Below are 11,190 nucleotides of genomic sequence, written 5' to 3' on the forward strand. Positions count from 1 at the left end.
CCAGCCCAGGGGCTGCGTCGGCATCGGGCCGTAGGGATACGACACCACGTTCGCGCCGATCGAGGCATAGAGCTTGTTCAGCAGGTCCTTGCCGCCGCCGTATTTGTGCCAGGCGAGCAGCATATTGGCGTCCATGCCGAAGGCCGGGCCCGAGCCCCACAGGGCGAGCGCGTTCTGCTTGCCGTAGTGGTAGACCAGCACGCCGTGGCCGCCGTCGAGAGTTCCCTTCGAGACCGCTTCGAGCAGGCCGAAGGCAGGCACCACCGCGCCGGCGGGCAGCACATCGATCTTGAGCTCGCCGCCGGTCATGTCGTTGACCTTCTTGGCGAAGTCGTTGGCGTACTCGTGGAAGATGTCCTTGGCGGGCCAGGTGGACTGCCAGCGCATCGAGGTAGGACCGGTAGCGGCCTGGCCTTTGGCGATCATCGGGAAGGCGAGCGCGCCCGCACCGGCGGCGCCGGCCAGGAACTTGCGTCGGGTATTCGTCGGCGCCTTGGGGGCGACGGGGCTCGTATCGTCTTGCATGGTTTTCTCCTCGTGGGGTGTTGTCCGCGCTTTTGAAGACGCTATCGAAGGCTACGCCGGGAAAAGGCGCCGCCGATTGAGAGAATCCTAGTCTTGGGCCCTGCCAAAGGCAATAGCGACTTCATACCGAAACGCGCTCAATGGGTTGTTGCCGGTATGAACGGACGATACACCGTACCGCGCCCCCTCACCGCGCGGGCTGCACTACGGCCGGGCGTGCCCCGCCGCGCTCACGCTTTTCCTGCGGGTTCCATCCAACCACCGCCAGGAACACCAGGAAACCCAGCACGTAGCCCACCGCCACATGCCAGCCATGCTTCAGCCACAGCCCCACGTTCCTCGCCTCCGGGTAGGCGTTGGACAGGGCGACGCCCGCGCTCGAGCCGAACCAGATCATCGAGCCGCCGAATCCCACGGCATAAGCGAGCATGCCCCAGTCGTAGCCGCCCTGCTTCAGCGCCAGCGCGGTCAGCGGAATGTTGTCGAACACCGCCGAGAGGAAGCCGAAGCCAAACGTGGTCCGCCACGACGGGGTCGGCAGGTGGTCCACCGGCATGAGGGACGCGGACATCACGAGCGAGAGCAGGAAGATCGTTCCCTTGAGCGTCTCGGGCATCAGCGACCACGCGGGCCGCCGGATCGGCGCGGTCGCGAGGATCGCCACCCATACCGCCACGCCGATCACCGGAAAGTGGTCGAGCACCTGGTTGAAATGCAGGTTGGCGACCACGTTGGCGGCGATCGCCGATATCAGGATCGTCGCCACGATACCCAGGCGCACCCCGTCGACGCGCGTCCCGACGGGCATGTCCTTGACGATTGGCGAGTAGGCCTGCTGTTGTTTCGCGGCGAAATAGCCCAGGAATGCCGTCGCGACTACGGCGGCGACGTAGGCATCGAGGACGTCGAGGGGGTTCACCCCGTCGATCCACATCATGGTGGTGGTCGTGTCGCCGACTACGCTGCCCGAGCCTCCCCCGTTCGATGCCGCGACGATCGCCGCGAGGTAGCCGATGTGGACCTTGCCGCGGAAGACGGCGTGCGCCATGGTGCCGCCGATGATCGCAGCGGCGATGTTGTCGAGGAACGCGGAGAGCACGAAGACAATCCAGAGCAGCACGAAGCCGCCCTTCCAGTCGTCCGGGAGGATCCGCGGCAGCTCCAGCGGCACGTGGCTCTCCTCGAAATGCTTCGACAGCAGCGCGAATCCCAGCAACAGCAGCAGCAGGTTGGCGAGGATCACCCACTCGTGGGCCATGTGCCCGATGAAGCCTTCGAGCCCGGGGCCGGTCTTGAACCCGGTGAAGGCGAACTTGTAGATGAGGATCACGGCCAGGCCGGTGAGCGCTACTTGCAGCGTCCAGCGATGGAACAGCGCCACCCCGAGGAGCGTCAATGCGAACAGGATGAAATCGACCGGGACGGGGCCCAGCATCAGCGGCGCGTAAGGTGGCATGGCGCGATTCTATTCCACCGACTCCCTGCGGCGGGGGTATTCTGCTGGCCTTGGCCGATGGACTCACGTGGAGCGTTCGATGTCGCTGATCAACTGTATCGAGGACTTGCGCCAGCTGGCGGAAAAGCGGGTGCCGCGCATGTTCTACGACTACGCCGATGCCGGCTCCTGGACGGAGAGCACCTATCGCGCGAACGAAAGCGACTTCCGCACGATCGAGTTCCGCCAGCGGGTCGCGGTGAACATGGAAGGACGCAGCCTCGCCTCGAAGATGATCGGGATCGACGCCGCGATGCCCGTCGCGCTCGCACCCACGGGCCTTACCGGAATGCAGCATGCCGACGGCGAGATCCTGGCCGCCCGCGCGGCGGAAAAATTCGGCGTGCCGTTCACGCTCTCGACCATGAGCATCTGCTCGATCGAAGACATTGCGGCGAGCACCAAGGCGCCGTTCTGGTTCCAGCTCTACTGGATGCGAGACCGCGATTTCATGGAGCGCCTGATGGACCGCGCCCGCGCCGCCGGCTGCTCGGCCCTGGTGCTCACGCTCGACTTGCAGGTGCTCGGCCAGCGCCACAAAGACATCAAGAACGGCCTCACCGCGCCGCCCAAGCCCACGCTCGCCAACATCCTCAACCTGATGATGAAGCCGCGCTGGTGCCTCGGCATGGCCGGCACACGCCGCCACGGCTTCGGCAACCTGATCGGCCACGCCAAGGGCGTGAGCGACATGACCTCGCTCGGCGCCTGGACGCGCGAGCAGTTCGACCCTCAGCTCAACTGGAACGACGTCGAGTGGATCAAGAAGCGCTGGGGTGGCAAGCTGATCCTCAAGGGCATCATGGACGTGGAAGACGCACGCCTCGCCGCCGACAGTGGCGCCGATGCGCTGATCGTCTCCAACCACGGTGGGCGCCAGCTCGATGGCGCGCCGTCGTCCATCGCGGCCTTGCCCTACATCGCCTCTGAAGTGGGCTCGCGCATCGAGGTCTGGATGGACGGCGGCATCCGCTCCGGCCAAGACGTGCTGAAGGCCGTGGCCCTCGGCGCCAAGGGCACGATGATCGGCCGCGCGTTTCTCTATGGCCTGGGTGCGATGGGTGAAGCCGGTGTCACGAAGTGCCTGGAGATCATCGCCAAGGAGCTCGATGTGACCATGGCTTTTTGCGGGCACACCGACATCCGCAATGTGAACAAGGCTATCCTGCTGCCGCGCTGAGACACCCTCGCCCGTCAACACGGAGCGACGATGAAAACTTTCACCCGGTGTGTTCTGTCGGGGTTCACGGCCGCTGCGGCGCCGGCCCTCGCGCAAGAGACGAAGAGCGGCAAGCTCAACCAGCGCTACTGGGTGCAACTGGGCGCGTATCACCCGAGCGTCGACTCGCGGGCCCAGGTCGACCACCCGCAGACCGGCGCCGCCGGCACCTTCATCGACTTTGAAACACGCTCGGCCTGGCCGCTCTCCGGCGACGTGGTGTTCGACGACACCACCTACAACGCCTCGGCCTCGCTGGCCAGCGAGTTCGACTCCAAGGTCTACCGACTCAGCGCGGGTTATTCGCTCTACAAGACACCCGAGGCCGAAGCCGGGTTTTGACCCGCCATGCTGTCGCATCGACGCCGAGGTGCGGTGAGCCTGTCCATTGCACGGCTGCTGTCTGGGCTGGTGCTCTTCGTGCAACACCCAGGCCGGCACAAGCCCGATGCCGTGCACCTGCCTCTGGGCGGGCAGGCGGGTCGATGAGGTGTCATGGATCTTGCACGTCTATGACAAGCTGGGCTAAACCAGCGTGCCCGACGCTGCCACAAAGATCAAAAGCATCTCGGTGCGCGTCGTCGATGAGATCGAAACGCCGCGACACTTGAAGAAGCGTTTCACTGTCGCATACTGACTGGATGGCGATCGACCATCTGATCTACCTCTATGACCCCCTGTGCGGCTGGTGTTACGGCGCCATGCCGGCCATCCACGGGCTGGCCGACCTGGGCGGCTGCATCGTCGAGCCGGTACCCAGCGGCCTGTTTGGCGGTGACCCCACGCGGCGCATCGACGCCGAGATGGCCCGCCACATCGAAGAGACCGACACCCGCATCGCCGCCATGAGCGGCCAGCGCTTCAGCGACGTCTACCGCCGCAAGGTGCTGGGCAACCCCGAGATGCCGTTCGACAGTGGGCCGGCCACGCAGGCGCTGACGGCGGTGTCGCAATGGAACGTGCTGCGTGAGCTCGATGCCTTGCACGCCTTGCAGCGCGAGCGTTTTGTCGCCGGGCGCGACATCTGCGACCGCGAGGTGATCACCCAGGCGCTGTCCGCTTCGCTGGGTGAAACGCCTGAGGGCTGGGCCGCCCGCCTGGACGACCCCCAGCTCGCGCGCGCCACCGAAAAGCGCCTGGAGCGGGCCAGGCGCGTGATGCAGTCGATCGGCGTGCACGGTGTGCCGGCACTGGCGTGGCCCAGTGACAAGGGCCTGCGGCTGCTGCCGGGGCAGTGGCTGTTCAACGACAAGTCGCTCGCGCGCCAGTTGGCAACGCTCGGCTGAGCGCCATCTTGGGGGTTTTCAGGCGCGGTTTTCGGCCCTAGTCTTGTTGGTGTGCCCCACTCAAACGGAGTGCGCCATGACCCTGCAACAGCTCCATGCCGTCAAGCTCTGGCACGTGTCTCACAAGCACGAGAGCCCGCTCGAATACCACACCTGGGACAGCGTGCTGACCGCCTGGATGGTCGGCTGGATGGGCGAACCCGCAGCCCTGCTCCTGTGGTGGCCCGAGGTGGCGGTGGCCTGCGCCGTGCTGTTCCTGGCGCCCACGCTTTACGTGGCCTTGCGCCAATCACTGCACCGCCGCGGGCGGCTGCGCTGCGACTGGCTGGAGTCGTTGTCGCGCTGATCGCGCGCAGCACGGCACTTGACGCACGACAAGGCCCCAACACCCGTATGGTGCTCTGATCCACTTTTGACTCATTGGGGCTTGCCATGGCGCGAGACAACATGCTTCAGGGCAAAGTAGCCCTCGTCACCGGTGCCGGCTCGGGCATTGGCCGCGCCATCGCCCTGCTCTACGCACAAGAAGGTGCGCGGGTGCTGGTGTCTGACATCGACAGCGCCGGCGGAGAAGAAACCGTGCGCCTGGTGCGCGAGGCGGGCGGCCAGGCGACATTCGCCCGCGCCGATGTGGCCAAGCCCGACGACGCCCGTGCGCTGGTCGAGCGTGCCGTGAAGGCCTTCGGCCGGCTCGACATCGCCTGCAACAACGCCGGCATCGGCGGCGACATGGGCCCCACGGCCGACTACCCGATCGAAGGTTGGCAGCGGGTGATCGACGTCAACCTCTCCGGCGTGTTCTACGGCATGAAGCACCAAATCACGCAGATGCTGAAAGACGGCGGTGGTGCCATCGTCAACGTCGCCTCCATCCTTGGCCAGGTCGCGTTTGCCAACGCACCGGCCTACACCGCCGCCAAACACGGCGTGGTCGGGCTGACCAAGGCCGCAGCGCTCGAATACAGCGCGCAGGGCGTGCGAGTCAACGTGGTCGGGCCGGCCTTCATCCACACGCCGATGATCGCGGCGCTGGAGAGCGACGCACCGACCGAGCAGATGCTGGTGGCACAGCACCCGATCGGCCGACTCGGTCGACCCGAAGAAGTGGCCGAGCTGGTGCTGTGGCTCAGCTCGCCGCGCGCTTCGTTCGTGACCGGTGCGTACTACGCGGTCGACGGGGGCTACCTGGCGCGCTGAGGTCGTGTTCGCCTAGAGTTGGCGTGCCTCGAAGGTGTTGCACTGCGCCACGCTGCCGGTCTGGATGCCCTTCTTGAACCAGGTCACGCGCTGCGCGCTGCTGCCGTGGGTGAAAGTCTCGGGCTGCACCGTGCCGCGTGACTTGCGCTGCAGCGTGTCGTCACCGATTTGCGAGGCGGCGTTGAGCGCTTCTTCGAGGTCGCCCTGTTCGAGGATCTGCCGCGCGTTCTGCGCGTGGTGGGCCCACACGCCTGCAAAACAGTCGGCCTGCAACTCCAGCCTCACGCTGAGCGCGTTTTGCTGCGCTTCGCTGACCTTGCCGCGCATGCTGTCGACCTTGCCGCTGATGCCCAGCAGGTTTTGCACATGGTGGCCCACCTCATGGGCGATCACGTAGGCCTGGGCAAAGTCGCCCGGCGCGCCCATGCGGTTGCGCATGGTTTCGTAGAACGTGAGGTCGATGTAGACCTTCTGGTCGCCGGGGCAATAAAACGGCCCCATCGCCGCTTCGCCACGCCCGCAGGCGGTGGGTTCGCTGCCGCGAAAGAGGCGCAGCTTGGGCTCACTGTAGGTGCTGCCCATTTTTTTAAATTGCTCACGCCAGACGTCTTCGGTGTCGGCCAGCACCACCGAGACAAATTGGGCCAGCTTGTCGTCGGCCGGCGGGCGCTGGGCGGGGGCCTGCTGCGACTGCGGCGCCATGCCGCCGTCACCACTCAGCAAGCCCAGCACGGTCAGCGGGTTGATGCCGAAGGCCCAGCCGGCCACGAGAGCGATCGCGATGCTGCCAAGGCCGATGCCACGCCCACCGCCGAGGCGAAAACCCCCGCCACCGCCACCGCCGCTGCCGCGCGCGTCTTCCACGTTGTCGCTTTCGCGATTGCCTTCCCACTTCATGCTGCGCTCCCCGGGTGTTGGCCGATGGGTGGGATGGTAGCGAAGGTACCAACAAAAAAGGCTGCCAGCGGCTGCCCTTCGAGGGGTCAATCGGAAAGCGGGCTCAGTGCTCGACGTCTTCGCTCTTGGCGTATTGCGCAAACAGCTGCAAGGCCAGGCGCTGCAGGACATCGTCGGAGCTGCTGTGGCCGAGGGCGATGCGGTCGAAGGCATAAGGCCGGTCAAACATCATGCGTGCCACATTCACCGGCAGGGCCTGTTCGGCCATCTTGCTGCGAAAGCGGCCCAGCGTCTTGAGGTCGTCGATCAGCGGCACGGGCCGGCCCGCCGCGAGGGTCGGGGCTGACAACAGATCGAAGGCTTGGGACAAGGCATTCATGCGGTGGCTCCATGTGAAGCGTGTTCCCACACGATAGCCAGACGCAGAAATTTCGTTCGCCAGAAATGAACGGATTGACGCGGCCAGTTCAAGCCCGAACCTCATGCGCCGCGCACTAACGCACAGGCGAAGCGAAGTGCCCATCAAGCAACGCCCGCGGAGCCGGCTCTGCCGGTCCGCCAGGCGGCGCCCCTCGGGGGCAGGAGCGATAGCGACTGGGGGGCTAAGTTTTCGGCAAGGTGACCCCGGTTTGCCCCTGGTACTTGCCACCCCGGTCCTTGTAGCTCGTCTCGCAGACCTCGTCGCTCTCGAAAAACAGCACCTGCGCGCAGCCTTCACCGGCGTAGATCTTGGCCGGCAGTGGCGTGGTGTTGCTGAACTCCAGCGTCACATAACCTTCCCACTCGGGCTCGAACGGCGTCACGTTGACGATGATCCCGCAGCGCGCATAGGTGCTCTTGCCCAGGCAGATGGTCAGCACGTTGCGCGGGATGCGGAAGTACTCCATCGTGCGCGCCAGCGCAAAGCTGTTAGGCGGGATCACGCAGACGTCGGCGTTCATGTCCACGAAGCTCCTTTCGTCGAAGTTCTTCGGGTCGACGACCGTGCTGTAGATGTTGGTGAACACCTTGAACTCGGGCGCGCAACGGATGTCGTAGCCGTAGCTGCTGGTGCCGTAGCTCACGATCTTGTGGCCGTCGGCCGAGTGGCGCACCTGGCCTGGCTCGAACGGCTCGATCATGCCGTGCTGCTCGGCCATGCGGCGGATCCACTTGTCGCTCTTGATGCTCATGCGCGTGTTACCAGGGGTTGGGCGGAACGGGGCTCCGATTGTAGGGAGCCGGGGCGTGCATGCCGCATGGCTTGCCTGAGCAAGGTGTTGCAGCCCTGTGGAAATACCATGGTCACACGGCCGCCATCGGCCCAAAATACGCCCAACGACCTCTTGTGGAGACACACCATGAGCACCCAACGCAGCACCCTCGACCTGCTCACCCAATACGCCACCTACCACCGCGACCGGCGCAACATCGTCACCCACTTCATCGGCGTGCCGATGATCGTGTTCGGTGTGGGCGTGCTGCTTTCGCGCCTGCACCTCACCTTGCCGGGGCTCGACCTCACCGCCGGCTGGGTGGCCTTCTGCCTGGCCGCCGCCTGGTACCTGAGCCGCCGCGGCTCGCTCACGCTCGGCCTGGCCGTCACCGCAGCCACCGGCGTGTTGATGGCCCTCGCCCACGCCGTCTCAGGCGGCAGCGTGGCGAGCTGGCTGAGCTGGGGCCTGGGCATGTTTGCCATCGGCTGGGTGATCCAGTTCATCGGCCACTACTACGAGGGCCGCAAGCCCGCGTTTGTCGACGACATCGTGGGCCTGCTGGTCGGCCCGATGTTCGTCACCGCCGAAGCGATGTTCATGCTGGGCTGGAACAAGCCTCTGCTGGCCGAGATCGAGCACCGCGCCGGCCCCACCCACATCCGCGACCTGGCCCACCCGGCCTGAACGCCGTTTGAAAGCCGTTCGCTGATGCGGCGCTGGCTTCAGCGCGCAGGCCTGGTGCTGCTGGGCCTGGTACTGCTGGCGGTCGCCTTTGTCGCCGTTCAGATCCAGCGCCGCCCGGCACTGGCCCCCTACCAGGCGCTCACCCTGCCCGCGGCCAGCGGCAGCGAGGCCGTGAAGGTGCGCTTTGCCGGCGTCACCACCCTGCTGTTCGACGACGGCGAAACCGCCTGGATGACCGACGGCTTTTTCAGCCGCCCGGCCCTGTGGCCCACCCTCACGAGCAAGATCGGGCCCGACACCGCCGTGATCGAGCGCGAGTTGGCCCGCCTGGGGGTGACCCGGTTGGCCGCCGTGGTGCCGGTGCATTCGCACTACGACCACGCGATGGACTCGCCGGTGGTCGCGCAGCGCACCGGCGCACTGCTGATCGGCTCGCCGTCCACGCTCAACCTGGGACGAGGCCTGAAGCTGCCCGAAGACCGCATGCGCCTGGTCAAACCGGGTGACGTGGTGACCCTGGGCAAGTTCACGCTGCGTTTCATCGCCAGCCGCCACAGCCCCACGCCCTACAGCGACGGGTTGCAGGGTGACACGCTGGATGCCCCGCTCACCCCGCCCGCCCGCGCCACGGCCTACCCCGAAGGGCAGGTGTGGTCGATCGTGGTCGAGCACACTTCAGGCCAGCGCATGCTGGTGCAAGGCAGCGCCGGCATCGTGCCCGGTGCGCTCGCGGGATTGAAGGTCGACACCGTGTTTCTCGGCGTGGGCACGCTGGGGAAAAAAGACGAGGCCTATCGCAGCGCCTACTGGCAAGAAACCGTGCGCGCCAGCGGCGCCAAACGTGTGATCCCCATCCACTGGGACGACTTCTGGTTGCCGCTCGACCAGCCTCTGGCGGCCATGCCGCTGCTGTTCGACGACTTCGACATGGTGATGGCCGACCTCACGAAGCGTGGCGCAGCCGATGGCGTGGAGGTGCGGCTGCCGCCGACTTTCACGCCTTTCGCGCCCTGACCCTCAGGTCGTCTTCGACACCGTGATGGTCGGGAACTTCGACGAGAAGTCTTTAGAACGCCGCGCGATCTTCACCGCCAGCTGCCGCGCCATCGCCTTGTAGAGCCCGGCAATCTCGCCGTCGGGGTCGCTCACCACCGTGGGCGCACCCGAATCGGCCTGCACGCGAATGCCCATGCTCAGCGGCAAGGCACCCAGGTAGTCCATGTTGAACTCGGCTGCCATCTTCTTGCCGCCGTCTTCGCCAAAGATGTGCTCCACGTGGCCGCAGTTCGTGCACACGTGCATGGCCATGTTTTCCACGATGCCGAGGATGGGCACGCCCACCTTCTCGAACATCTTGATGCCGCGGCGCGCGTCGAGCAGCGCAATGTCTTGCGGCGTGGTGACGATCACCGCGCCGGTCAGCGGCACACGCTGGCTCAAGGTGAGCTGGATGTCGCCGGTGCCCGGCGGCATGTCGACGATCAGGTAGTCAAGCTCGCGCCAGTTGGTCTGGCGCAGCAACTGGTCGAGCGCCTGGGTGGCCATGGGGCCGCGCCAGATCATGGCGTTGTCGGCCTCGACCAGGAAGCCGATCGACATCACCTGCACGCCGTGGTTTTCCATCGGCTCCATGGTCTTGCCGTCGGCACTGTCGGGCCGACCCGAGAGGCCCATCATCATCGGCTGGCTGGGGCCATAGATGTCGGCATCGAGAATGCCCACGCTGGCACCCTCGGCGGCCAGCGCCAGCGCCAGGTTGGCCGCGGTGGTGCTCTTGCCCACACCGCCCTTGCCGGAGGCGACGGCAACGATGTTCTTCACGTTGGGCAGCAGCTGCACGCCGCGTTGCACGGCGTGGGCGACGATCTTGGTGGCCAGACGGGCTTGCACACGCGCCACACCCGGCACCGCCATGGCTGCCGTGGTCAGGGCAGTGGTCAACGACTCGATCTGGCTCTTGGCGGGGTAACCCAGCTCCACATCGAACGTGACAGCGTCCCCGGCAATGTGCAGGTTCTTGACCTGCTTGGTGCTGACAAAGTCTTTGCCGGTGTTGGGGTCGATGACACCCTTGAGCGCGTCGAGCACTGCGGTTTTGGTAATGGCCATGGCAATCGCTTTGCAGAGGGAAAAGGAGGCCGGAGCAGTCTAGCGCAGGGCCCTTCGACAAGCTCGGCACAAGCCCTCTCGCGGGTGGTGGCGGGCCTAGAATCGAACGCTTCCCCGTTTCGAGCCCCGCCCGATGACACGCAAGCTCTTCGTCACCACCGCCCTGCCCTACGCCAACGCACCGTTCCACGTCGGGCACATGATGGAATACATCCAGGCCGACATCTGGGTGCGTTTCCAGCTCATGGTCGGCAACGAGGTGCATTTCGTCTGCGCCGACGACGCGCACGGCGCCGCCATCATGATCGCCGCCGAAAAGGTGGGCCAGACGCCGCAGGAGTTCGTGGCGAAGATCGCCGCCGGCCGCCAGCAGTACCTCGACGGCTTTCACATCGGTTTCGACAACTGGCATTCGACCGACGGACCCGAGAACCACGAGCTGGCGCAGGACATCTACCGCGCCCTGCGCAAGCAGGGCCTGATCGCGGAGCGCACGATCGAGCAGTTCTTCGACCCCGTGAAGTCGATGTTCCTCGCCGACCGGTACATCTTGGGCGAGTGCCCCAAGTGCGGTGCCAAGGA

At 65.8% G+C, this 11,190-nt stretch carries 14 protein-coding genes and 1 pseudogene; 9 read left to right on the forward strand and 6 right to left on the reverse strand.

Annotated elements, in window-relative coordinates:
* Together RMO40_RS03450 and RMO40_RS03455 are read right to left on the reverse strand one after the other, a co-directional pair.
* A pseudogene (locus tag RMO40_RS03450) lies at positions 1-525 on the reverse strand (C4-dicarboxylate ABC transporter); the annotation flags it as partial.
* Positions 526-712: 187 nt separating this feature from the next.
* On the reverse strand, positions 713-1,981 hold the full coding sequence (locus RMO40_RS03455) for a citrate transporter (RefSeq protein WP_309716361.1): 1,269 nt from the start codon (positions 1,979-1,981) through the stop codon (positions 713-715).
* A 79-nt stretch (positions 1,982-2,060) separates the two neighbouring features.
* Here RMO40_RS03455 and RMO40_RS03460 point away from each other — a divergent pair, with 79 nt between their 5' ends.
* The 6 genes from RMO40_RS03460 (at position 2,061) to RMO40_RS03485 (ending at position 5,722) form a co-directional block, all read left to right on the forward strand.
* The gene (locus tag RMO40_RS03460; protein ID WP_309716364.1) at positions 2,061-3,200 is read left to right on the forward strand and encodes an alpha-hydroxy acid oxidase; all 1,140 of its coding nucleotides are present in this window, start codon (positions 2,061-2,063) and stop codon (positions 3,198-3,200) included.
* Between the two features lie 30 nt (positions 3,201-3,230).
* A complete protein-coding gene (locus tag RMO40_RS03465) occupies positions 3,231-3,581 on the forward strand; it encodes a hypothetical protein (RefSeq protein WP_309716366.1) in 351 nt (116 codons plus the stop codon).
* Between the two features lie 6 nt (positions 3,582-3,587).
* Positions 3,588-3,728: a hypothetical protein gene (locus RMO40_RS03470; RefSeq protein ID WP_309716369.1), complete on the forward strand. Its 141-nt coding sequence runs from the start codon at positions 3,588-3,590 to the stop codon at positions 3,726-3,728.
* A gap of 152 nt (positions 3,729-3,880) precedes the next feature.
* Positions 3,881-4,525 carry a DsbA family protein gene (locus tag RMO40_RS03475; protein ID WP_309716372.1) on the forward strand — a complete coding sequence of 215 codons (645 nt, stop codon included), beginning with the start codon at positions 3,881-3,883 and terminating at the stop codon, positions 4,523-4,525.
* 76 nt (positions 4,526-4,601) lie between these two features.
* Entirely contained in the window at positions 4,602-4,871 is a 270-nt protein-coding gene (locus RMO40_RS03480) for a hypothetical protein (RefSeq protein WP_309716374.1), read from the forward strand.
* 101 nt (positions 4,872-4,972) lie between these two features.
* Positions 4,973-5,722, forward strand: coding sequence for a glucose 1-dehydrogenase (locus tag RMO40_RS03485; RefSeq protein ID WP_309716376.1), 750 nt, complete (start codon positions 4,973-4,975; stop codon positions 5,720-5,722).
* Between the two features lie 12 nt (positions 5,723-5,734).
* On the opposite strand, the gene ypfJ is transcribed toward RMO40_RS03485, so the two are convergent.
* The 3 genes from ypfJ to dcd form a co-directional block, all read right to left on the reverse strand.
* A complete protein-coding gene (gene ypfJ / locus RMO40_RS03490; RefSeq protein WP_309716378.1) occupies positions 5,735-6,619 on the reverse strand; it encodes a KPN_02809 family neutral zinc metallopeptidase in 885 nt (294 codons plus the stop codon).
* Between the two features lie 103 nt (positions 6,620-6,722).
* Positions 6,723-6,998 (reverse strand): hypothetical protein, encoded by a 276-nt coding sequence (locus tag RMO40_RS03495; protein ID WP_309716381.1) that lies wholly within the window; start codon positions 6,996-6,998, stop codon positions 6,723-6,725.
* A 223-nt stretch (positions 6,999-7,221) separates the two neighbouring features.
* Positions 7,222-7,791, reverse strand: a complete 570-nt coding sequence (gene dcd, locus RMO40_RS03500; protein WP_309716384.1) for a dCTP deaminase — start codon at positions 7,789-7,791, stop codon at positions 7,222-7,224.
* 168 nt (positions 7,792-7,959) lie between these two features.
* Here dcd and RMO40_RS03505 point away from each other — a divergent pair, with 168 nt between their 5' ends.
* On the forward strand, positions 7,960-8,499 hold the full coding sequence (locus RMO40_RS03505; protein WP_309716387.1) for an Mpo1-like protein: 540 nt from the start codon (positions 7,960-7,962) through the stop codon (positions 8,497-8,499).
* Positions 8,500-8,523: 24 nt separating this feature from the next.
* A complete protein-coding gene (locus RMO40_RS03510; RefSeq protein ID WP_309716388.1) occupies positions 8,524-9,513 on the forward strand; it encodes an MBL fold metallo-hydrolase in 990 nt (329 codons plus the stop codon).
* Positions 9,514-9,516: 3 nt separating this feature from the next.
* Here the strand turns inward: RMO40_RS03510 and apbC are convergent, their stop codons facing one another.
* The gene (apbC, locus tag RMO40_RS03515; RefSeq protein ID WP_309716390.1) at positions 9,517-10,608 is read right to left on the reverse strand and encodes an iron-sulfur cluster carrier protein ApbC; all 1,092 of its coding nucleotides are present in this window, start codon (positions 10,606-10,608) and stop codon (positions 9,517-9,519) included.
* Positions 10,609-10,741: 133 nt separating this feature from the next.
* On the opposite strand from apbC, the gene RMO40_RS03520 reads away from it, so the two are divergent.
* Positions 10,742-11,190: class I tRNA ligase family protein (locus RMO40_RS03520; RefSeq protein WP_309716394.1), on the forward strand; the 449-nt coding region annotated here is incomplete at its 3' end.

The sequence above is a fragment of the Rhizobacter sp. genome, from assembly GCF_031412075.1.
Classification (GTDB): Bacteria; Pseudomonadota; Gammaproteobacteria; order Burkholderiales; family Burkholderiaceae_C; genus Rhizobacter.

Bases quoted from the DNA above. Each gene is read 5' to 3' on its own strand.
- RMO40_RS03455 (WP_309716361.1), bottom strand. From the start codon at position 1,981: ATGCCACCTTACGCGCCGCTGATGCTGGGCCCCGTCCCGGTCGATTTC.
- RMO40_RS03460 (WP_309716364.1), top strand. From the start codon at position 2,061: ATGTCGCTGATCAACTGTATCGAGGACTTGCGCCAGCTGGCGGAAAAG.
- RMO40_RS03465 (WP_309716366.1), top strand. From the start codon at position 3,231: ATGAAAACTTTCACCCGGTGTGTTCTGTCGGGGTTCACGGCCGCTGCG.
- RMO40_RS03470 (WP_309716369.1), top strand. From the start codon at position 3,588: ATGCTGTCGCATCGACGCCGAGGTGCGGTGAGCCTGTCCATTGCACGG.
- RMO40_RS03475 (WP_309716372.1), top strand. From the start codon at position 3,881: ATGGCGATCGACCATCTGATCTACCTCTATGACCCCCTGTGCGGCTGG.
- RMO40_RS03480 (WP_309716374.1), top strand. From the start codon at position 4,602: ATGACCCTGCAACAGCTCCATGCCGTCAAGCTCTGGCACGTGTCTCAC.
- RMO40_RS03485 (WP_309716376.1), top strand. From the start codon at position 4,973: ATGCTTCAGGGCAAAGTAGCCCTCGTCACCGGTGCCGGCTCGGGCATT.
- ypfJ (WP_309716378.1), bottom strand. From the start codon at position 6,619: ATGAAGTGGGAAGGCAATCGCGAAAGCGACAACGTGGAAGACGCGCGC.
- RMO40_RS03495 (WP_309716381.1), bottom strand. From the start codon at position 6,998: ATGAATGCCTTGTCCCAAGCCTTCGATCTGTTGTCAGCCCCGACCCTC.
- dcd (WP_309716384.1), bottom strand. From the start codon at position 7,791: ATGAGCATCAAGAGCGACAAGTGGATCCGCCGCATGGCCGAGCAGCAC.
- RMO40_RS03505 (WP_309716387.1), top strand. From the start codon at position 7,960: ATGAGCACCCAACGCAGCACCCTCGACCTGCTCACCCAATACGCCACC.
- RMO40_RS03510 (WP_309716388.1), top strand. From the start codon at position 8,524: ATGCGGCGCTGGCTTCAGCGCGCAGGCCTGGTGCTGCTGGGCCTGGTA.
- apbC (WP_309716390.1), bottom strand. From the start codon at position 10,608: ATGGCCATTACCAAAACCGCAGTGCTCGACGCGCTCAAGGGTGTCATC.